This window comes from Pseudomonas sp. 3JA (assembly GCF_036961705.1).
Taxonomy (GTDB): Bacteria; Pseudomonadota; Gammaproteobacteria; order Pseudomonadales; family Pseudomonadaceae; genus Aquipseudomonas; species Aquipseudomonas fluorescens_Q.
This window is the reverse complement of sequence record NZ_JBAMDJ010000034.1, coordinates 20,891-41,467: the sequence shown is the minus strand read 5'-3', so window position 1 is coordinate 41,467 and position 20,577 is coordinate 20,891. Positions and strand designations below refer to the sequence as shown.

The 20,577-nt window shown below is 60.7% G+C and carries 15 protein-coding genes; 13 read left to right on the top strand and 2 right to left on the bottom strand.

All coding sequences use genetic code 11. The features are described 5' to 3' along the window. Positions 1 to 9: 9 nt before the first annotated feature. Positions 10 to 2,655: a pyruvate dehydrogenase (acetyl-transferring), homodimeric type gene (gene aceE / locus V7773_RS23105; protein ID WP_072340037.1), complete on the bottom strand. Its 2,646-nt coding sequence runs from the start codon at positions 2,653 to 2,655 to the stop codon at positions 10 to 12. A gap of 382 nt (positions 2,656 to 3,037) precedes the next feature. On the opposite strand from aceE, the gene glnE reads away from it, so the two are divergent. The 11 genes from glnE to V7773_RS23050 all read left to right on the top strand — a co-directional run bounded on the left by glnE (position 3,038) and on the right by V7773_RS23050 (position 17,415). Further along, positions 3,038 to 5,989: a bifunctional [glutamate--ammonia ligase]-adenylyl-L-tyrosine phosphorylase/[glutamate--ammonia-ligase] adenylyltransferase gene (gene glnE, locus V7773_RS23100; protein WP_336075356.1), complete on the top strand. Its 2,952-nt coding sequence runs from the start codon at positions 3,038 to 3,040 to the stop codon at positions 5,987 to 5,989. 192 nt (positions 5,990 to 6,181) lie between these two features. Next, the gene (gene waaF / locus V7773_RS23095; RefSeq protein WP_336075355.1) at positions 6,182 to 7,216 is read left to right on the top strand and encodes a lipopolysaccharide heptosyltransferase II; all 1,035 of its coding nucleotides are present in this window, start codon (positions 6,182 to 6,184) and stop codon (positions 7,214 to 7,216) included. Between the two features lies 1 nt (position 7,217). Then, positions 7,218 to 8,276, top strand: coding sequence for a lipopolysaccharide heptosyltransferase I (gene waaC, locus V7773_RS23090; protein WP_336075354.1), 1,059 nt, complete (start codon positions 7,218 to 7,220; stop codon positions 8,274 to 8,276). Further along, positions 8,276 to 9,400 carry a glycosyltransferase family 4 protein gene (locus V7773_RS23085; protein ID WP_092345499.1) on the top strand — a complete coding sequence of 375 codons (1,125 nt, stop codon included), beginning with the start codon at positions 8,276 to 8,278 and terminating at the stop codon, positions 9,398 to 9,400. The genes waaC and V7773_RS23085 overlap by 1 nt, the downstream gene beginning before the upstream one ends. Continuing rightward, the gene (rfaP, locus tag V7773_RS23080) at positions 9,397 to 10,203 is read left to right on the top strand and encodes a lipopolysaccharide core heptose(I) kinase RfaP (RefSeq protein WP_092146691.1); all 807 of its coding nucleotides are present in this window, start codon (positions 9,397 to 9,399) and stop codon (positions 10,201 to 10,203) included. Before V7773_RS23085 ends, rfaP begins: the two co-directional genes overlap by 4 nt. After that, complete coding sequence (locus tag V7773_RS23075) at positions 10,203 to 10,937, top strand: lipopolysaccharide kinase InaA family protein (protein WP_336075353.1); 735 nt, start codon at positions 10,203 to 10,205, stop codon at positions 10,935 to 10,937. Before rfaP ends, V7773_RS23075 begins: the two co-directional genes overlap by 1 nt. Then, positions 10,934 to 11,686, top strand: coding sequence for a lipopolysaccharide kinase InaA family protein (locus V7773_RS23070; protein ID WP_336075352.1), 753 nt, complete (start codon positions 10,934 to 10,936; stop codon positions 11,684 to 11,686). The genes V7773_RS23075 and V7773_RS23070 overlap by 4 nt, the downstream gene beginning before the upstream one ends. Further along, the gene (locus tag V7773_RS23065; RefSeq protein ID WP_336075351.1) at positions 11,686 to 13,146 is read left to right on the top strand and encodes a lipopolysaccharide kinase InaA family protein; all 1,461 of its coding nucleotides are present in this window, start codon (positions 11,686 to 11,688) and stop codon (positions 13,144 to 13,146) included. Before V7773_RS23070 ends, V7773_RS23065 begins: the two co-directional genes overlap by 1 nt. 342 nt (positions 13,147 to 13,488) lie before the next feature. After that, a complete protein-coding gene (locus V7773_RS23060; protein ID WP_336075348.1) occupies positions 13,489 to 15,237 on the top strand; it encodes a carbamoyltransferase family protein in 1,749 nt (582 codons plus the stop codon). After that, positions 15,230 to 16,132: a glycosyltransferase family 2 protein gene (locus V7773_RS23055; protein WP_336075347.1), complete on the top strand. Its 903-nt coding sequence runs from the start codon at positions 15,230 to 15,232 to the stop codon at positions 16,130 to 16,132. Before V7773_RS23060 ends, V7773_RS23055 begins: the two co-directional genes overlap by 8 nt. Next, entirely contained in the window at positions 16,129 to 17,415 is a 1,287-nt protein-coding gene (locus V7773_RS23050; protein WP_336075344.1) for a capsule biosynthesis protein, read from the top strand. The genes V7773_RS23055 and V7773_RS23050 overlap by 4 nt, the downstream gene beginning before the upstream one ends. A gap of 18 nt (positions 17,416 to 17,433) precedes the next feature. Here the strand turns inward: V7773_RS23050 and V7773_RS23045 are convergent, their stop codons facing one another. Continuing rightward, positions 17,434 to 18,066 (bottom strand): phosphotransferase, encoded by a 633-nt coding sequence (locus V7773_RS23045; protein ID WP_063323220.1) that lies wholly within the window; start codon positions 18,064 to 18,066, stop codon positions 17,434 to 17,436. Positions 18,067 to 18,286: 220 nt separating this feature from the next. Here V7773_RS23045 and V7773_RS23040 point away from each other — a divergent pair, with 220 nt between their 5' ends. Together V7773_RS23040 and V7773_RS23035 are read left to right on the top strand one after the other, a co-directional pair. Further along, positions 18,287 to 19,393 (top strand): capsular polysaccharide export protein, LipB/KpsS family, encoded by a 1,107-nt coding sequence (locus V7773_RS23040; protein WP_336075341.1) that lies wholly within the window; start codon positions 18,287 to 18,289, stop codon positions 19,391 to 19,393. 12 nt (positions 19,394 to 19,405) lie between these two features. Beyond that, a complete protein-coding gene (locus tag V7773_RS23035; protein WP_336075339.1) occupies positions 19,406 to 20,572 on the top strand; it encodes an O-antigen ligase family protein in 1,167 nt (388 codons plus the stop codon). Positions 20,573 to 20,577 lie beyond the last annotated feature (5 nt).

Sequence of the window (20,577 nt, the reverse complement as noted above, 5' to 3'; positions counted from 1 at the left end):
AAATTCTCCTCAGCAGTCCAGTGGGTTGCGTTTTTCTGGATCGATGCCGAACTTGGCGATGGCTTCGGCCACCACTTTAGGTTCGATATCGCCACGGTCAGCCAGGGCTTCCAGGGCTGCCAACACAACGAACTTACGGTCGACTTCGAAGAAGTGACGCAGCTTCTTGCGGCTGTCGCTACGGCCGAAACCGTCGGTGCCCAGCACTTTGAATTCCTTGGAAGGAACCCACTGGCGGATCTGCTCGGCGAACAGCTTCATGTAGTCGGTAGACGCGATGACCGGACCTTTGCGGCCGTTCAGGCACTCTTCGACGTAGCTCAGCTTTGGCTTCTGGCCAGGGTGCAGGCGGTTGCTGCGCTCTACGGCCAGGCCGTCGCGACGCAGTTCGTTGAAGCTGGTGACGCTCCAGACGTCGGCGCCGACGTTGAACTCTTCACGCAGGATCTTCGCTGCCTCGCGCACTTCGCGCAGGATGGTGCCCGAGCCCATCAACTGGACGTGGTGCGCCGCTTCGCGGGTGTCTTCTTCGAGCAGGTACATGCCCTTGACGATGCCTGCCTCGACACCGGCCGGCATGGCTGGCTGCTGGTAGGACTCGTTCATTACGGTGATGTAGTAGAAGACGTCCTGTTGTTCTTCGGTCATCTTCTTCATGCCGTCCTGGATGATCACCGCCAGCTCGTAGCCATAGGTCGGATCATAGGTGCGGCAGTTCGGGATGGTCCCGGCCAGCATGTGGCTATGGCCGTCTTCGTGCTGCAGGCCTTCACCGTTCAGCGTGGTCCGGCCTGCGGTACCGCCGATCAGGAAGCCGCGGGTACGGCTGTCGCCGGCCGCCCAGGCCAGGTCGCCGATACGCTGGAAGCCGAACATCGAGTAGAAGATGTAGAACGGCAGCATCGGCTGGTTGTGGCTGGAGTACGAAGTACCGGCGGCAATGAAGGAGCTCATGGCACCTGCTTCGTTGATGCCTTCTTCGAGGATCTGGCCCTTCTTGTCTTCGCGGTAGAACATCACCTGGTCTTTATCGACTGGCTCGTAGAGCTGGCCGACGGACGAGTAGATGCCCAACTGGCGGAACATGCCTTCCATACCGAAGGTACGGGCTTCGTCCGGGATGATCGGAACGATGCGCTGGCCGATTTCCTTGTCCTTGACCAGTTGCGCGAGGATCCGCACGAAGGCCATGGTGGTGGAGATTTCGCGGTCGCCCGAGCCGTCCAGGATCGCCTTGAGGGTCTCCAGCGGTGGGGTCGGAACGCTGAAGCTCTTGGCGCGACGCTGCGGCACGAAACCGCCCAGTGCAGCACGGCGCTCGGCCAGGTAACGGGCTTCGGCGCTGCCTTCTTCAGGCTTGAAGAACGGCAGGTTTTCCAGCTCGCTGTCCTTGACCGGAATGTCGAAGCGGTCGCGGAACAACTTCAGGCTGTCGACATCGACTTTCTTGGTGTTGTGCGCGGTGTTCTTCGCTTCGCCGGCGCCGGTGCCATAACCCTTGATGGTCTTGGCCAGGATGACGGTTGGTTGCTCTTTGTGGTTGACCGCTTCGTGGTACGCCGCATAGACCTTGTACGGGTCGTGGCCGCCACGGTTGAGTTTCCAGATCTCGTCGTCGGACAAGTCGGCAACCATCGCCTTGAGTTCAGGCGTGTTGAAGAAGTGCTCACGGACGAACGCGCCGTCCTTGGCCTTGTAGTTCTGGTACTCGCCGTCGATGACTTCGTCCATGCGACGTTGCAGGATGCCGTCGACGTCCTTGGCCAGCAGTGGGTCCCAGAAACGGCCCCAGATGACTTTGTTGACGTTCCATTGGGCGCCACGGAACACGCCTTCGAGTTCCTGGATGATCTTGCCGTTGCCGCGAACCGGGCCGTCGAGGCGCTGCAGGTTGCAGTTGATGACGAAGATCAGGTTGTCCAGCTTCTCGCGGCCGGCCAGGGAAATCGCGCCCAGGGATTCTGGCTCGTCGCACTCGCCGTCACCCATGAAGCACCAGACTTTCTGCTTGCCTGGCTGGATGAAGCCACGGGCTTCCAGGTACTTCATGAAGCGTGCCTGGTAGATCGCCTGGATCGGGCCCAGGCCCATGGAAACGGTCGGGAACTGCCAGAAGTCCGGCATCAGCCAAGGGTGCGGGTACGAAGACAGGCCGTTGCCGTCCACTTCCTGGCGGAAGTTGTTCATCTGGTCTTCGGAGATGCGGCCTTCCATGAACGCACGGGCGTAGACGCCTGGCGATGCGTGGCCCTGGAAGTAGATCAGGTCGCCGCCGTGTTCGTCGGTCGGGGCCTGGAAGAAGTAGTTGAAGCCGATGTCATACAGCGTCGCGCTGGAGGCGAAGCTGGAGATGTGACCGCCCAGGTCAGAATCTTTCAGGTTGGTACGCATGACCATGGCCAACGCGTTCCAGCGTACCAGCGAGCGAATGCGGCGTTCCATGAACAGGTCGCCAGGCATGCGTGCTTCGTGGGTAACGGGGATCGTGTTGCGGTACGGCGTGGTGATGGCGTAGGGCAGTTGCGAACCGCTGCGGGTTGCGAGTTCGCCCATACGGGTCATCAGATAATGAGCACGGTCTTCGCCTTCTTTGTCGAGAACCGATTCCAGGGCGTCCAGCCATTCCTGGGTTTCGACGGGATCGAGGTCTTGCATGGCTTGCTCCAGGGCGGAAAGGCTACCAGAATCGGTTGCCTGAGTTTGCGACTGGCCTTGTGGGCAGACGATATAAATTCTTGGATTGCCGAAGGTTGTTTCGGCGGCGTGTAGTTTTACTACAAATCGTCGACCGTTTCAGCCTTTCGAATGTATAGACGAGTAGTAAAACTACACATGAGCGGCTTATGGCCCCTCGTTTCGTTGTGAGAATAATCGTTACTGTTGGTCATTAGCCAACTCGAACAGGTAAAAACTTGATGCCGGCTGCCAATAAAATCAGATTTTCAGCTATTTATCATCTTTGTTCGACAGTCGATCAGGTAGTGTATTTGGAAAAAACACTACATCCAGCCTCTCCCGCGCCGATCAAGGATAGACCATGAGCCTGCCCTCGCTTGTCCCAATATCGGAAACAGTGCCGGCCATTCTCCAGTCATTGGTCAGTCGTGCCGAGCAGTCGTTCCGTGCGGTGGTCGCCTTGCTCGACGACGATCACGGGCTGTCGGCCTGGACCCCGCAGCGCTGGGAGGCGTTCAGCCGTATTGCCGCCGCCAGCGACTTTGTCATCGAGCAGAGTCTCCGCGACCCGGTAATGCTGCTGGAGCTGGTGCGCAGCGGCGAGCTGGACCGCAGCCTGGCGCCCGGTGAAATGTGCGCGCAGATCGGTGCCGCCGTGCGGGCCGTCGAGACTGAAGAAGAACTGGGCCGCGTCCTGCGCCGCCAGCGAACCCGCCAGCAGGTACGGATCATCTGGCGTGACCTGACCCGCCAGGCCGACCTGGTCCAGACCTGCCGCGACCTCTCGAACATGGCCGACACCTGCATCGACCAGGCCTATCAATGGTTGTACCAGCGCCTCAGCCAGCAATTCGGCACACCCACCGGACGGCGCAGCGGCGAGCCGCAGCAGATGGTCATCCTGGGCATGGGCAAGCTGGGTGCAGTGGAACTGAACCTGTCGTCGGACATCGACCTGATCTTCGCCTACCCCGAGGGCGGCGAAACCGTTGGCGTCAAGCGACCACTGGATAACCAGGAGTTTTTCATTCGTGTCGGCCAGCGCCTGATCAAGGCCCTGGACCCGATGACCGTCGACGGTTTTGTGTTCCGCGTCGACATGCGCCTGCGCCCCTATGGCTCAGCCGGTGCGCTGGTGCTGAGTTTCAATGCCCTGGAGCAGTATTACCAGGACCAGGGCCGCGACTGGGAACGCTACGCCATGATCAAGGCGCGGGTGGTGGCGGGCGACCAGGTGGCCGGTGCCCAGTTGCTCGACATGCTGCGCCCGTTCGTCTATCGCCGTTACCTGGATTTTTCCGCCATCGAAGCGTTGCGCACCATGAAGCAGCTGATCCAGCAGGAGGTGCGGCGCAAGGGCATGGCCGACAACATCAAGCTGGGCTCGGGCGGCATTCGTGAGGTGGAGTTCATTGCCCAGGCGTTCCAACTGATCCATGGCGGCCGCGACCTGAGCTTGCAGCAGCGTCCGCTGCTCAAGGTGCTGGGGACACTGGAAGGCCAGGGTTATCTGCCAGCCAAGGTGATCGACGAGCTGCGCCAAGGCTATGAATTCCTGCGTTATACCGAACATGCGATCCAGGCCATCGCCGATCGCCAGACCCAGATGTTGCCGGACAACCCGCAGGACCAGGCGCGCATTGCGTTCATGCTGGGTTTTGCCGACTGGTCGGCCTTTCACGAGCAATTGATGTACTGGCGAGGGCGTGTGGCCTGGCATTTCGGCCAGGTCATCGCCGACCCGGATGAAGAGGCGGGTGGCGAAAGCGAAGTCGTGGTGGGTGGTGAATGGTTGCCGTTGTGGGAAGACAGCCAGGACGAAGAGGCGGCGTGTCGTCAGTTGGAGGAGGGTGGCTTCGTCGATGCACCCAAAGCCCTCAAGGCCTTGGCCGCCCTGCGCGGCAGCCCGCAACTGCGCGCCATGCAGCGCCTGGGACGCGAGCGTCTGGATGCCTTCATTCCACGCCTGCTGGCCCAAGCCGTGGAACATGCCGATCCAGACCTGGTGCTGGAACGGGTGCTGCCCTTGGTCGAAGCGGTAGCCCGCCGCTCGGCCTACCTGGTGTTGTTGACGGAAAACCCCGGCGCACTGCGTCGTTTGCTGACGTTGTGCGCGGCGAGCCCGTGGATTGCTGAACAGATCACCCGTTTCCCCTTGCTGCTCGATGAATTGCTCAATGAGGGCCGGCTGTTCAAGCCGCCCTTGGCGCCGGAGTTGGCGGCAGAGTTGCGTGAGCGCCTGACGCGCATCCCTGAGGATGACCTTGAGCAACAAATGGAGGCGCTTCGGCATTTCAAGCTGGCGCACCGCCTGCGGGTGGCCGCCTCGGAAATCGCCGGCAGCCTGCCGCTGATGAAAGTCAGCGATTACCTGACCTGGCTGGCCGAGGCGATTCTCGAACAAGTGTTGGCCCTGGCCTGGCGCCAGACGGCCGCCAAGCATGGCGTGCCATTGCGCACCGATGGCAGCCTGTGCGATCCGGGCTTCATTATTGTCGGTTATGGGAAAGTCGGCGGCCTGGAGTTGGGGCATGGTTCCGACCTGGACCTGGTGTTCATCCACGATGGTGATCCGCACGCGGAAACCGACGGTCCCAAACCCATCGATGGTGCGCAGTTCTTCACCCGGCTCGGCCAGCGGATCATTCACCTGCTGACCGCGCAGACCAACTCCGGGCAGTTGTATGAAGTGGATATGCGCCTGCGGCCATCCGGGGCGTCGGGGTTGCTGGTCAGTTCGCTCGGGGCGTTTGCCCGTTACCAGGAGAATGAAGCCTGGACCTGGGAGCATCAGGCGTTGGTGCGGGCGCGGGTGCTGGTGGGCAGCCAGGACGTGGGCCAGGCGTTCGAGAAGGTCCGCGTCCAGGTGTTGGGACGCAAGCGTGACTTGCCGACGCTGCGCCAGGAGGTCAGCGAGATGCGCGCCAAGATGCGCGAGAACCTGGGCAGCAAGGCCACCGCCGCCGGGACCGCGCCGAATGCCTTCGAGGCCTCGGCGCCCTTCGACCTCAAGCAGGATGCCGGAGGTATCGTCGATATTGAATTTATGGTGCAATACGCGGCTCTGGCGTGGTCCGAGGAACACCCATCGCTGGTGCGCTACACCGATAACATCCGCATTCTGGACGGGTTGCAGGAAGTCGGGCTGATGTCGGCCGAAGATGCCACGCTGTTGCGCGAAGCCTACAAAGCCTACCGCTCCGCCGCTCACCGCCAGGCCTTGCAGAAAGATGCCGGGGTGATCGCAGGCGACCAGTTCGTGGAGGAGCGTCGGCAGGTGCTGCGGATCTGGCGAGAGCTGGGGCTGAGCTGAAGCTTGAAACGTGGGAGCGGGCTTGCTCGCGAAGGCGGTGTGTCAGGCGACATTGATGTTGAATGTGCTGGCCTCATCGCGAGCAAGCTCGCCCCCACAGTTGTAGATTGAAGGCAACAGGCAACGACCTGAGCCGCAGTGATTCTCGAGGCGGGGAGGCGTAGGCCTCCCCGTAGCGTTTTTGGAAACCACATGAATATTCTGATCGTTGGGCCCAGCTGGGTCGGTGACATGGTGATGGCGCAGACACTGTTCCAGTGCCTGAAACAGCGTCATCCGCAGTGCGAAATCGACGTCCTGGCCCCCGAGTGGAGCCGGCCGATCCTTGAGCGTATGCCCGAGGTACGCAAGGCCTTGAGCTTCCCGCTCGGCCACGGCGTGCTGGAGCTGGCGACCCGGCGGCGCATTGGCAAATCCCTGGCCGGTCAGTACGACCAGGCGATTGTGTTGCCCAATTCGTTGAAATCGGCACTGGTGCCGTTTTTCGCGGGCATCCCCAAGCGCACCGGCTGGCGTGGCGAGTTTCGCTACGGCCTGCTCAACGACGTGCGCACCCTGGACAAAGAGCGCTACCCGTTGATGATCGAGCGCTTCATGGCCCTGGCCTACGAGACTGGGACCGAGTTGCCCAAGCCGTATCCACGACCGAGCCTGCAGATCGACCCGCTCACCCGCGAAGCGGCGCTGGCCAAGTTCGGCCTGAGCCTGGACCGTCCGGTATTGGCCCTGTGTCCGGGGGCCGAGTTCGGTGAGTCCAAGCGCTGGCCGGCCGAGCATTACGCCCAGGTTGCCGAGGCGAAGATTCGCGAAGGCTGGCAGGTCTGGCTGTTCGGCTCGAAAAAAGATCATCCGGTGGGCGAGGACATCCGCTCGCGGCTGATCCCGGGCCTTCGGGAAGAATCGGTAAACCTCAGCGGCGACACGTCCCTGGCCGAGGCCATCGACCTGTTGTCCTGCGCCGATTCGGTGGTCTCCAACGACTCCGGCCTGATGCACGTGGCCGCGGCCCTGAACCGCCCATTGGTGGCGGTCTACGGTTCCACCTCGCCGGGCTTTACGCCACCGTTGGCCGACCAGGTCGAAGTCGTGCGGCTGGGTATCGAGTGCAGTCCGTGCTTCGACCGCACCTGTCGCTTCGGTCATTACAATTGCCTGCGCCAGCTCATGCCATCGTCGGTGAACGAGGCCCTGGAGCGTTTGCAGGGCACACCCGTGGAGGTTCGGTAACTTGCGGGTATTGCTGATCAAGACCTCTTCGCTGGGGGATGTGGTCCACACCCTGCCGGCGTTGACCGACGCGGCGCGGGCGATTCCTGGCATCAAGTTCGACTGGGTGGTGGAAGAAGGCTTTGCCGAAATCCCCACCTGGCACCCGGCCGTGGGCAAAGTCGTTCCGGTAGCGATCCGTCGCTGGCGCAAGAACCTCTGGCAAACCATCAAGAGTGGCGAATGGCGACGCTTCAAGCAGAGCGTGCGGGCCGAAAAATACGACCTGGTCATCGACGCCCAAGGCCTGCTGAAAAGCGCCTGGCTGACCCGTTACGTCAAGGCCCCGGTGGCCGGTCTGGATAAAAATTCGGCGCGTGAGCCCCTGGCGGCGCGCTTTTATTCCCGACGCCTGGCGGTGGCTCGTGGTCAGCATGCGGTCGAGCGCGTACGGCAGCTGTTTGCCCTGGCGCTGGGGTATGACTTGCCGCAGACGCTGGGTAACTATGGTCTCAACGTCGACCGATTGGTGGAATTGCCACGCCCCTATCCCTACGTGGTGTTTCTGCACGGCACGACCTGGGAGTCCAAGCATTGGCCCGAACTTTACTGGCGCCAGCTCACCGAGCGCATGGGGCAGTTCGGCGTGGTGGTAAAACTGCCGTGGGGCAACCCCGCCGAAAAGGCCCGGGCCGAACGCATCGCCAACGGGTTGCGCAACGCCTTGGTGCTGCCGAAGCTGAACCTCGGCGGGATGGGCAAGGTGCTTGCCGGTGCCCAGGCCTGTGTGGCCGTGGACACCGGTCTCGGTCATCTGGCCGCGGCCCTGGACGTACCGACCATTTCGTTGCTTGGCCCGACCAATCCGGTGCTGACCGGCGCCTACGGCAAGGGCCAGATCCATCTCGCCAGCGATTTCCCCTGTGCGCCTTGCATGCAAAAGCAGTGCACTTACCCACCCACCGCCGAAGATGCCCGGCGGTTTGACCTGAAACGCGAGCAGCCCCTGTGCTTCACGCGTCTGAACCCCGAGCGTGTTGCCAGCCACCTGAGCACGTTATTGGCTGAGGAGCCGCGCTGATGCAATTGGCTTTTGTCCTTTATAAGTACTTCCCCTTCGGTGGCCTGCAGCGTGACTTCATGCGCATCGCCCTGGAGTGCCAGCGACGCGGTCACCAGATCCGCGTCTACACGCTGATTTGGGAAGGTGACGTGCCGCCCGGCTTCGAGGTGCTGGTCGCGCCGGTCAAGGCGCTGTTCAACCATCGCCGTAACGAGAAGCTCAGTGCGTGGATGGAGGCCGACCTGGCCAAGCGCCCGGTGGACCGTTTGATCGGCTTCAACAAAATGCCCGGCCTGGACGTGTACTACGCTGCCGACGGCTGTTTCGAAGACAAAGCGCAGAACCTGCGCAATTCGCTGTACCGGCGCTGGGGCCGCTACCGGCATTTCGCCGAGTACGAGCGGGCGGTGTTCGCCAAGGATGCCAAGACCGACGTGCTGATGATTTCCGAAGTCCAGCAGCCACTGTTCATCAAGCACTACGGCACGCCGCTGGAGCGCTTTCACCTGCTGCCGCCGGGCATTGCCCAGGACCGGCGTCGGCCCGCCGACGCCGACGAGATCCGCGCGGCGTTCCGGGCCGAATTCGAATTGGCCGATGACGACCTGCTGCTGGTGCAGATCGGTTCCGGGTTCAAGACCAAGGGCGTGGATCGCAGCCTCAAGGCCCTGGCCGCGCTGCCCGCCGAATTGAGAAAACGCACCCGGCTGTTTGTAATCGGCCAGGACGACCCCAAAGTATTCCAATTGCAGAGCGCCGCACTGGGGCTCGGTGACAACGTACGGTTCCTCAAGGGCCGCAGCGACATCCCGCGTTTCCTGCTGGGTGCCGACCTGTTGATCCATCCGGCGTACAACGAGAACACCGGCACCGTACTGCTCGAAGCGCTGGTGGCCGGATTGCCGGTGCTGGTCAGCGCGGTGTGTGGATACGCCCATTACATCGCCGAGGCCGACAGTGGCCTGGTGCTGGACGAGCCGTTCGAACAAGCCCAGCTCACCGAGTACCTGGGCCGCATGTTGAACGATGCCGATGCCCGGACGGCCTGGAGCCGCAACGGTCTGGCCTTCGCCGAGACGGCCGACCTCTACAGCATGCCGCAGCACGCGGCCGATGTGATTTTGGCGGAGCACGCGCAATGAAGTTGATGCTGGCCGAACCGTTCAAGAGCCTTTGGGCCGGGCGCGATGCGTTCACCGAAGTCGAAGCGCTCAAGGGCGAGGTCTATCGTGAACTGGAAGCCCGGCGCACCTTGCGCACGGAGGTGGACGGTCGCGGCTTTTTCGTGAAGATCCACCGTGGCATCGGTTGGGGCGAGATCTTCAAGAACTTGTTCACCGCCAAGCTGCCGGTCCTCGGGGCAGGGCAGGAGTGGAAGGCTATCCAGCGTTTGCAGGAGGCTGGCGTGCCGACCATGACCGCTGTCGCCTACGGCGAGAAGGGCAGCAATCCGGCGGACCAGCACTCGTTCATCGTCACCGAAGAGCTGGCGCCGACCGTCAGCCTCGAAGACTTCAGCATCGACTGGGTCAAGCAGCCGCCGCCACCGGCACTCAAGCGTGCCCTGATCGCCGAAGTGGCGCGCATGACCGGCATGATGCACCGCGCCGGGGTCAACCATCGCGACTGCTACATCTGCCACTTCCTGCTGCACACCGACAAGCCGGTGACGCCTGCCGACTTCAAGCTTTCGGTGATCGACCTGCACCGTGCCCAGACCCGTCCAGCCATCACCGCTCGCTGGCGCAACAAGGACCTGGCGGCGCTGTATTTCTCGGCGCTGGACATTGGCCTGACCCGGCGCGACAAATTGCGTTTTCTCAAGGGCTATTTCCAGCAGCCGTTGCGCCGGATCCTCGCTGAAGAGGCGTCGCTGCTGGCCTGGCTCGAAGGCAAGGCCAACAAGCTGTATGCCCGCAAGCAGCGATACGGGGACGCGCTCTGATGTCAGGTTGGACACTGGAGCCGGCCTACGCCGACCTGGCGCAGGATTTCGGCAGCCTCGAGGCGGTCTTCGCGTTGCAAGGGGAGCGTTTGACCCGTGATCCGTTGTCAGAGGTGATCCGGGTGCAGCGCAACGGCGTGAATTACTACGTCAAGCGCTACGTCGGGGCGGGCAAGGGCTTGCGCCGTTACCTGGGCAAGCCGCGGGTCAAGTCCGAATGGCAGAACCTCAAGCGCTTCGCCAAATGGGGCATTCCCACCGCCGAAGTCGTGGGCTGGGGCTTGGAGCGAAGCGGCGCGACCTATGCCCGTGGCGCGATGATCACCCGTGAACTGCCGCATACCGAAGACCTCTCGGCGCTGGCCGAGCGTCGCGATCCGAGGCTGGCCGACCGCGCCTGGGTTGAAGGCGTGAGCCGGCAACTGGCCGGTTACACACGGACCATGCACGAGCAGCGCTTCACCCATAATGATCTGAAATGGCGCAACCTGCTGGTCGATGACCAGGCGAAGCTGTACCTGATCGACTGCCCGAACGGCGACTTCTGGCGCGGCTTCTGGCTCAAGTACCGCATCACCAAGGATTTGGCGTGCCTGGACAAAGTGGCCAAGTATCACTTGTCGGCCACGCAGCGCCTGCGGTTCTACCTGCAATACCGCCAGCGCGACCGGCTCAATGCGTGCGACAAGAAACGCATCCGTCACGTGGTGAGATTTTTCGAGGGGCGTGAATGACTGATTTTCTGGCCGCTGAAGACCGGGCGTTGTTGCAACGTCATGGCCTGGACAGCTTCGAGGCCTTGTGGGCGCGGCAACTGGACGCGGTGGACGAACCCAACACCTTGGGTGGCGGCTGGAGCAGTGTGTTCCGGCTGGACCTGGAGGGGCAGGGTTATTACCTCAAGCGCCAGAGCAATTACCTGACCCGGACCTTGTCCCACCCGTTTGGCGAGCCCAGTTTCTCGCGGGAGTTTCGCAACATCAGCCGTTTTCGCCAGCTGGGCATTCCGGCCCTGCAAGCGGTGTTCTATGGTCAGCGCAAGGTGAATGGCGAGGTGCGAGCGGTCTTGCTGACCCGAGCCCTGGACGGCTGGGATGACCTGGATTCACTGCTGCGGCGCTGGTCGACCCTGACGGCGGCGCAACGCACCACCATTTTGAAAGCCTGCGGCCAGTTGGCGCGGCGTCTGCACGGCATGCATCAGGTGCACGGTTGTTTCTATCCAAAACACATCTTTCTGCAAGCCAGCGATAGCGGTTACCAGGCGCAATTGATTGATCTGGAAAAGACCCGGCCACTGCTGTTCGGCCTGCGAGATCGGATCAAGGACCTGGAGCCGTTGCTGCGTCGCGCCTCGATCTGGAGTCACGACGAGGTGCGCCAATTGCTGTCTGTTTATCTGGACCAGCCGCTCGACGGAGCGCTGGTCGATAGCTGGATGACCCGCCTGACCATCCGGCGCAGCCACAAGGAAGCCCGTTGATGCACTTGTCCGAACTGAAGAACGCCGGCCGCAGTCCCAGCCTGCCCCTGAGCCTGGAGCTGGCCGATGCCGCCGGCCCGGCGAAGTTGCAGCTGCTTTCGCTGTTGCGGGTGTTGCCGGGGCAACGTTACGTCGGCGCGGGCGTCTGGCGTGGCCGGCCGGTATTGGCCAAATTATTGGTGGGCAGCAAGGCTGCCCGGCATTTCCAGCGGGAGCTGCAAGGCGTGCGCCTGCTGGCGGAGCAGGGGCTGACCACGCCGTTGTTGCTGGCCGATGGCCTGAAAGAGGGTGAAGGCGGCTGGTTGTTGTTCGAATTGCTCGAAGGCGCCGAGAGCCTGGGGGATGCCTGGAAACAGGTCGAGCACCTGCCATTGCTGGCTGACGAGCAAACGGCGGTATTGGCCGAAGCCCTGGGCGCTATCGCGCAATTGCACAGCAAAGGCCTATGGCAGGAAGACCTGCACCTGGACAATCTGCTGCGTCACGACGGCAAGCTCTACTTGATCGACGGCGCCGGCATCCGTGCTGAAACCCCAGGCCAACCGCTGTCGCGGCAGAAAGTCCTGGAGAACCTGGGGGTGTTTTTCGCTCAGCTTCCCAAAGCCCTCCAGCCGTTCAATGAAGAGCTGTTGGTGCATTACCTGCTAGGCAACGCCGAACACGCGCTGCCCATGGAGGCGCTGCAAAAACAGATCGACAAGGTGCAAGCCTGGCGCCTGAAGGATTTCCTCGCGAAAGTCGGGCGCGAGTGCAGCCTGTTCAGCGTGCAACGCGGGGCGTTTGGCCTGCGGGCGATCCGCCGTGATGAAGAAGCGGCCATGATACCGGTGCTGGAGCAGGCCGATGCATTGCTCGACCAGGGACACCTATTCAAGACCGGCGGCGCGGCCAGTGTCGGCAAAGTCGAGGTGAACGGTCGCACCTTGGTGATCAAGCGCTACAACATCAAGAACTTCGCCCATTGGCTCAAGCGCTTCTGGCGCCCGAGTCGCGCCTGGCATTCCTGGCGCGAAGGCCATCGCCTGGCCTTTCTCGGCATCGCCACGCCCAAGCCCCTGGCTCTGCTGGAAAAGCGTTTCCTGTGGCTGCGCCGCGGTGCGTACCTGGTGACCGAATACCTGTCCGGGCCCGACATCATCGAGCGTTTTGCTCCCTACGTGGAAAACGGTGACGCCCCCGAGACGGAATTGCTGGCGCTGGATCGCTTGTTCGCGGACCTCATCCGCGAACGCATCAGTCACGGCGACTTCAAGGGCCACAACCTGTTCTGGCAGCACGACCGCTGGGCGCTGATCGACCTCGACTCCATGTGCCAGCACCGCACCCACGCCAGCTTCGCCCAGGCGTACACCCGGGATCGCGCGCGGTTCATGCGTAATTGGCCTGAGGACAGTGGGTTGTATCGGGTGATTGATCAGCGGTTGCCTAGAGAGGCCGATAGCGTCTCTTCTACCCTGTAAATCACAGGTGAAGGCCCTGTTTACTTAAGGCCCTCAGGGAACCCTGTGGCGAGGGAGCTTGCTCCCGCTGGGCTGCACAGCAGCCCCAAAGCCATTCAACACGGTGCACCTGTAAAACCGTTAGCAGGTTTACGACTGCTGCGCAGTCGAACGGGAGCAAGCTCCCTCGCCACAGGACCGGGCTTGGCTCCCAATAAAGCCACTCGCCGCTTGTCGCTAGAGGCTTAATGCCGCTTTTAAGCTATAATCCCGCCCTTTAGCTGCCCCGTGCCCTGGGCGCGCGGCACATCAATTTTTCGCGGCGCTTGTCGCCCGTATGCAGACATAAGAGGCTAGACCCCTGTGGCATTGACGATTCTTGGCCTGTCCGGCGCCCTTAGCCATGATCCTTCCGCTGCGTTGTACATTGACGGCAAGCTGATCGCAGCGGCCGAGGAAGAGCGCTTCGTACGCGATAAACATGCAAAGAACCGCATGCCCTACGAGTCGGCGAAGTTCTGCCTGGAGCAGGCCGGTATCAAGCCTTCCGACGTCGATGTAGTGGCGATCCCCTTCGCCCCGATCAGCCTGTTCGGCGAGGCGCGCTGGCACTACGCCAAGCGTTACTGGTACGCCCCGGACCGCGCCCTTGACGCGATCCTGATGGGCAACCGTCGCTACAAGCGCTATCGCCGCAAGATCGTCTGGTGTCTGGAGCAACTGGGCTTCGATCCGAAGAAAATCAAGATCGAGCCGGTCGAGCACCACCTGGCTCACGCCTCCAGTGCCTACCACTGCTCGGGCTTCCAGGAAAAAACCGCGATCCTGGGCATCGACGGCAAGGGCGAATACGCCACGACCTTCTTTGGCTACGGCGAAAACGGCAAGATCCACAAGATCAAGGAGTTCTTCGACCCGGACTCCCTGGGCGGCCTGTACGGCGCGATCACCGAATTCCTCGGCTTCGAGATGCTCGACGGTGAGTTCAAGGTCATGGGCATGGCGCCCTATGGCGATGCCAGCAAGTACGATTTCTCGCGCCTGGCTTCTTTTGAAAACGGCGAGCTGGTGATCAACACCGACTACGCCAACGTGATCGGCCTGCGTCGCTATAAAGAGAAGGGCAAGGGCTTCTACTTCTCGCCGAAGCTGATCGAATGGCTCGGCCCGAAACGTGAAGGCGATATCGCCGACGAGCCGTACATTCACTACGCGGCGAGCATGCAAGCGCTGTTCGAGAAGCTCGCGCTCCAGATGATCGACCACTACCTGGGCGACGTGCTCAAGGAAACCGGCAAGCTGGCCTTCGCGGGTGGCTGTGCGTTGAACGTCAAGTTGAACCAGAAAATCATCGCCCGTGACGACGTCAAGGAGCTGTTCGTGCAACCGGCTTCCGGCGACGCCGGTACTGCCGTGGGGGCTGCGTCTTATGTGTCCCACGCTCGTGGCGTACCCGTAGAGAAGATGGAACACGTCTACCTCGGCCCGGCCTACAGCAACGAAGATGTGATCGCTGCATGCGCCCGTCATCCGAGCAAGCCTGCGTGGCGCAAGATCGACAACACCCCCGAGCGCATCGCCAAGATCATGGTCGACGGCAACCCGGTGGCCTGGTTCCAGGGGCGCATGGAGTTTGGTCCGCGGGCCTTGGGTGGTCGTTCGATCATCGGTTGCCCAAGCGCCAGCGGCGTGGCCGATCGCATTAACGAACAGATCAAGTTCCGCGAGCGCTGGAGGCCTTTCTGCCCGTCGATGCTCGACACCGTCGCGCCGCAGATGATCAAGGTCGACCACCCGGCGCCGTTCATGACGTTCACCTTCGAAGTGGCCGAAGAATGGAAAACCCGCGTGCCGGAAGTCGTCCATGAAGACGGCACGTCCCGGGCCCAGGTGCTCAAGCGCGAGTACAACCCGCGCTACTACGACATGATGAAGGCCCTGGAAGTGCTGACCGGCAACGGCGTGTCGCTGAACACTTCGCTCAACCGTCGTGGCGAACCGATGATCTGCTCGCCGACCGACGCGCTGAACATGTTCTTCGGTTCCGATCTGCAGTACCTGATCATGGAAGACATCCTGGTGGTCAAAGATGGCGTGGACGCTTATGACTGAGACGTTTATCAGCGTTGTCATCCCTGCTTATAACTACGCCAAGACATTGCCGCGTGCGGTGAACTCTGTTGTGGCGCAGTTGGGAGATGCTCCAGCTGAACTGCTGGTGATCGATGACGGTTCAACTGACGCGACGCCACAAGTGCTGGAACAGCTCCAGGCTGAACATGCGAATTGCTTTCGAGTTCTGCGTAAACCCAATGGTGGTCTATCTTCGGTTCGTAATCGCGGGATCGAGGAGGCACGAGGGCCATACATGATCTTCCTGGATGCCGATGATGAGATGGCTCCAGGCGCGCTGGCTGCGGTGGCCCAACATATCGCCAGTCATCCCGAGAGCCGTTTTATCATCGGTGGGCACTGGTCGGTGTTTGCCGATGGCCGTCGGGTCCAGCATCGCGTAAAGCCCTTGCCTGCCACACCGCGCGAACGTGTGCGTGGCTACTTGCTGGACAAGACGGTGACGCTGTCCAACGGTGCCTGCGTGATGCATCGCGATGTGTTTGCGCCGGGCAATTACCCCGAGCACTTGCGTAACGTCGAAGATATCCCGGTGTTTGCCCAGGTGTTGGCGCGTTTCCCGTGCAGCGTTCTCGATCAGCCGCTGGCGTTGATCTATAAGCATGATGACAGTATGCGGCACGACCTCAAGCAAAGCCTGGCGGCGGGCGTTGGGATGGTTGACGAGGTGTTTTCCCCTGCGCGCTTACCTGAACTGCAGGACTTGCGCCAGGCTTTCATGGCTCAGCGCTGCCTGTCGTTGTTCCGTGATTGCTACACCGCTGGCGATTATGTCAACGCCAGGGCTTTTTATGTTCAAGCTGTGCGCACCGATATTCGTTCTCTCACGCGTTGGCCCTATACCCGCAAGGCCATTCGGTTGTTGTTCAAATGAATGCGCCATTGTCCGGCGAAGGAGTGCTCCAGGTTGATGGGTGCTGGGCGCAAAAGGCACGGGAGCTGGATCGTTATCGTTGGAAGTTGCTACGCGAGCGTCATGGTCGCTTTGGCAGCCTGCTGCGCCTGGTTCGTGATGTGCTCGTCGATGTTGCTGTCGGGATACGCGCCAAAGCGTGCTTGAGTGGTTCGGTCGACCCCATGCACTGTGAGGTGCTGTTGCTGCATTCGGCCCCCAAGTCCATGGCATTGCAGCGCAAGAATATTTTGATCGAGGCTCTGCGCGAGCGCGGACACCATCTGAAGGAAGCCGCTTTACGCTCGCCGTCGGATGCTTGCGCGCAGCGAATGCTTATGGCACCTGCGCAGTCTGTACCGCTGCGATATCTGGTATACGCGGCCCATGCCCAGTGGTTAGTGATGACCTATCAGCCCAAGGTGTTGATCAACGAGCGCAACGGTAGTCTCCATGCGCCATTTCTGCGCCTGGCATTGGCTGCGCGTGGCGCTCGACTGCTGCATCTGGCCCACGCCGCGACGCTGGAGTCTTCTCGGCGGCTGGCGATGAACGACTTTGATTTCTACGGCGTCTTTGGGCGCAGTTCGCTTGTTGCCTTGCAAGAGCGAACCTTGCGGTTTGGTGAGTCGACAGTCGTGCTGGTCGGGTCCTACCTGGTCGATGAAACCTATGATCTGCCTGTCGCCGACCCGGCGCTCCGAACGGTGTTGGTTTTGGGGGTTGGTCCTGATCGGGAGAAAGACTCGGGCTACCAGAACACCTATCAGCTATTGTGCGATTGGGCCGAGCGCAATCCGCACTATCGCGTACTGTTCAAGCGTCACCCGCGTAGCAAGGCGCAATTCTGGAGTGCTGCTGCCGAGCGGTTGGCCAACGTAGAGCTGCTGGATATCACGTGCTCGCTGGCCCAGGCGCTGGCCCAGGCCAGCGTTGTGATCAATATCATGTCCAATGCCGGTATTGAGGCAGGGTTGGCGGGCCGGCCGGTGATCCATGTGAACGCGGGCAGTGATCAGGACATTTTTTCCCATTCGCTTTTTTTTGGACCTCAAGTTCGTGATGAACCTGAATTGTCCCGTCAGTTGCAGGCGCTTGAGTGCGATTACCAGGGGCATGTGGCCCGAGCCCGCCATTTCGCCGATTATCACTTGGTGTACGGTTCTCAGGGATTGGCGAAGACCGTTCAACTAGTCGATAACCTGTTGCACGACGTAGAGCCTGTGCGGGACTTCGAGACCTTCAGGCTGCCTGCAGTCGGTTGACCTCGGGAGGTAGATGGCTCAAGCGTTGAGCGCCAGCCTCACTTCCAGTTCATTGCACAGGCGTTGGTGGGTCAGGTAGTGCTCCAGGAACTGGTTGTCCTTGAGTAGCCAATCGCGCTCCTGCCGATAGCGCAACATATGCTTGAAATTGCGCAGGCGCAGGCCTTTGCGAAGCGGCTTGCGGTAGGTGCGCAGATCGGCAATGTCGATCAGTCCCAACGTGTTTTGCGGCGTCAATACGACGTTGCCCAGGTGCGCGGAGCGAAAGTAGATGCCGTTCTGATGCAACCGTGCAACGAACTCTCCCAATCGTGCCTGAAGATCCTCATTAGTATCCACGTTTAGCAGTTGGCGCAGGGTGTAGCCAGGCAGTGGCGTGTAATGGACGGCATCGCACTTGATGCTGGGGATGCGATAAACCTGGAGAATTTCCGGGCACTCGATGCCGCGTTCGCGCAGCGTTCGGCAGTTATCGGCGAAGCGCTTGGCGTAAGGAGCCCAGAGCGCGGAGGTCAGCAGGCGTTTGCGACGAAACAGCTTGAGTATCGAGCCATCCGTCAGGCGCAGGACTTTATCCCCTTTACCATCGGCTTCGAGAACCTCGGCACCTTCGCGCAGGCTGAGATAAAGTGCATGGTCGAGCGTTTGCATCAGTGCTCCAAAAACTGGCCCGATGGATGAGCCGCCGGCTATGTTACCGCAGTGTGCATGCTGCAAAAACAGCTGTGGTATAGTCGCGCCACATTTCAAAGGATCCCGGCGCTGTCCATGGGGTCGCCTGGACTCTGTCACAGAGTGTTGGTTCTGATCCATGTTGCTATTCGCCATGCGTCGGCAGGCGTGTAGATGCTGCCTATCTTCTGGACACTCCATGACGACAATGCTGTTCATTTCCTTGGCCGCTCATCAAGGCCTTTATTTCAATCGGTTGCTCAACGAAACAGAACTACAAGGCAAAGTAGTTACCCCTTCACAGATGCCCTGGTTCGGCTCACTGCAGATATCCAGGATCCTTTCTCGCATCGACTGGGCGAGCCTGATCGAAGAGAAATGCGAGGAACGTCGCGTCAAGAACAAGAGCAATGGCCGGCTTTACCGCCTGCTGTTACGTCTTGAACTCTTTGGGATGGCATTGCGGACGCAGGCTTTGCTCAATCGTGAGCGTCCTGATGCATTGGTATTCTGGAATGGTTCCCATCGCTATTGCCGATTGCTGACGGCGCTGGCCCCGTCGAGTTGCAAGACGTTCTTTTTCGAGAATGGCCTGTTGCCCGATACCACGACGGTGGACCCCAAGGGCGTGAATTACCTGAATGCGGTTCCGCGTGAGGCCGATTTTTACCTCAACTATCCTTACCTCGTGCCTGAAAACCAGGCCGCACCAGTGCTGATCCCCCGTCCGCCTCGTACCACTGGGCCGGCACCCATTGCGCTGCCGCAGCAGTTCGTCTTTGTTCCGTTTCAGGATGACCGAGATAGCCAGGTTCGGCTGTTTTCTCCCTGGATCAGCAACATGCGCGAGATGTTTGCCTTGGGCGAACGACTGGCTAAAGAGACGGGGCTGACAGTGGTGTTCAAGGAGCATCCGTCCAGTCGAGAGACGTATCCAGAACTGCATGAGCGTACCGGTGATCGTGTGCTGTTCGCCAACGGTAACTCTACCCAGCAATTGATCGAGTCCAGTCTTTTTGTGATGACGATCAATTCGACGGTTGGCCTGGAAAGCCTGCTCCTGGGCAGGCCCGTGCTTACCTTGGGCCAAGCGTTTTTCAACATAGAGGGGCTGGTGATGCATGCCGACACCGCTGAACAGGCGGTGGAATTGGCGCGTGCCTTCCCGCGATGGCCGCTTGACGAGCAATTAAGACGTAACTTCCTGCACTACCTTAGCGAGCACTATTGCATTAAGGGGGGCTGGAAGAACGCAGATAAAGCTCAGTTGCAACGAGTTGCCGATCGAATGCTGGGGAAAAGTTAAGTGCTGTCAGAAATGAAAAGGTTTATTAGCAAGGATGTCCTGGCGGTGTGGGCATCCATCGGGTTCCTCATTTTGTTATGTGGCCCGTGGGTACTGCCGAGCAACAAGCTTTATCACCAGATGTTGATTGTACTGCTCTGGCTGCCCGCCTTGCTGGCGCTGTTTCATCGGGATTTTCGCCTGTTACTCAAACAGCCGGAGTGCATTTTTTTCCTCTTGTTCGTTGCCTGGACGTTCCTGGTATTGGCGGTCGAAGGGGGCGATAACCTCTTAGGCAAGGTCAAGGTGACATTCTATGTAGCCTTGACCCTGGCAGGCGTGTTGCTGGCGGCACAGAACCGCAAATGGCGGCTAGAGTCCATGTTGTTGTACGCATCGATTATCGGTGGTGTTTTTGCGGCCGCTTCTTGGGCATATTTTTATGGTCTATCCGCGCGATCTTTGCACTCCCGGGTGATCGCCATCGGCTTATGGGACACCGCGATCATGGCGGCGCACGCGGTGGGCGCCTTGGCAATCATGGGCGCGTTCACACTGCGAACCAGGCGTTTCCCTCCTGTTGTGATGGCGTTGCTGCTGATCCCAGCGATCGGATATGCGCTGTTTCTGGGCTTCAGCCAAACGCGTGGTGTTTGGATCGGCTTGGCCGTCTGTTTTCTCGTTATGGCCGTAGCGCGACCGTCACGCCTGGGAAGCGGCCTGATCCTTCTGGGGGCGTTGGGAGTGGCGTGCATTGCTCTATTCAAACCCGAGGTTCTATTGCAGCGTGGCGTCTCTTACCGTCCCGAGCTATGGCGAGGTGGTATTCAGTTGATTCTGGACCACTGGGTGACCGGGCTGGGATTCAAAGAGTACCTGATACCGGTCCCTGAAATAGGAAGGTCCTTCAAACATCCCCATAACCTCTTTCTGGACGCCGGAGTGCGTCTCGGGGTGCCTGGTCTGCTGCTGTTCGGCTGGCTGTGGCTGGTGGCTGGCTGGCGCGGCTGGATTTCGCGAGCTCAGCCGTTGGGTCAAGTGTTGCTGGCACTCTGGGTTTTTTCCGGGGCGTCGTTGATGACCGATGGCATCGGTCTCTGGCTCAAGCCGAACGCCGACTGGTTGGTCATGTGGTTGCCGATCGCCTTGAGTATTGTGTTGGCTGCTCGAGAGGGCGCTGAAACCAAAAGCTCCATCTAGAGCGT

Bases quoted from the DNA above. Each gene is read 5' to 3' on its own strand.
- V7773_RS23035 (WP_336075339.1), top strand. From the start codon at position 19,406: ATGAAAAGGTTTATTAGCAAGGATGTCCTGGCGGTGTGGGCATCCATC.
- V7773_RS23085 (WP_092345499.1), top strand. From the start codon at position 8,276: ATGCAATTGGCTTTTGTCCTTTATAAGTACTTCCCCTTCGGTGGCCTG.
- V7773_RS23045 (WP_063323220.1), bottom strand. From the start codon at position 18,066: ATGCAAACGCTCGACCATGCACTTTATCTCAGCCTGCGCGAAGGTGCC.
- V7773_RS23050 (WP_336075344.1), top strand. From the start codon at position 16,129: ATGAATGCGCCATTGTCCGGCGAAGGAGTGCTCCAGGTTGATGGGTGC.
- V7773_RS23075 (WP_336075353.1), top strand. From the start codon at position 10,203: ATGTCAGGTTGGACACTGGAGCCGGCCTACGCCGACCTGGCGCAGGAT.
- aceE (WP_072340037.1), bottom strand. From the start codon at position 2,655: ATGCAAGACCTCGATCCCGTCGAAACCCAGGAATGGCTGGACGCCCTG.
- rfaP (WP_092146691.1), top strand. From the start codon at position 9,397: ATGAAGTTGATGCTGGCCGAACCGTTCAAGAGCCTTTGGGCCGGGCGC.
- V7773_RS23065 (WP_336075351.1), top strand. From the start codon at position 11,686: ATGCACTTGTCCGAACTGAAGAACGCCGGCCGCAGTCCCAGCCTGCCC.
- glnE (WP_336075356.1), top strand. From the start codon at position 3,038: ATGAGCCTGCCCTCGCTTGTCCCAATATCGGAAACAGTGCCGGCCATT.
- V7773_RS23040 (WP_336075341.1), top strand. From the start codon at position 18,287: ATGACGACAATGCTGTTCATTTCCTTGGCCGCTCATCAAGGCCTTTAT.
- V7773_RS23070 (WP_336075352.1), top strand. From the start codon at position 10,934: ATGACTGATTTTCTGGCCGCTGAAGACCGGGCGTTGTTGCAACGTCAT.
- V7773_RS23055 (WP_336075347.1), top strand. From the start codon at position 15,230: ATGACTGAGACGTTTATCAGCGTTGTCATCCCTGCTTATAACTACGCC.
- waaF (WP_336075355.1), top strand. From the start codon at position 6,182: ATGAATATTCTGATCGTTGGGCCCAGCTGGGTCGGTGACATGGTGATG.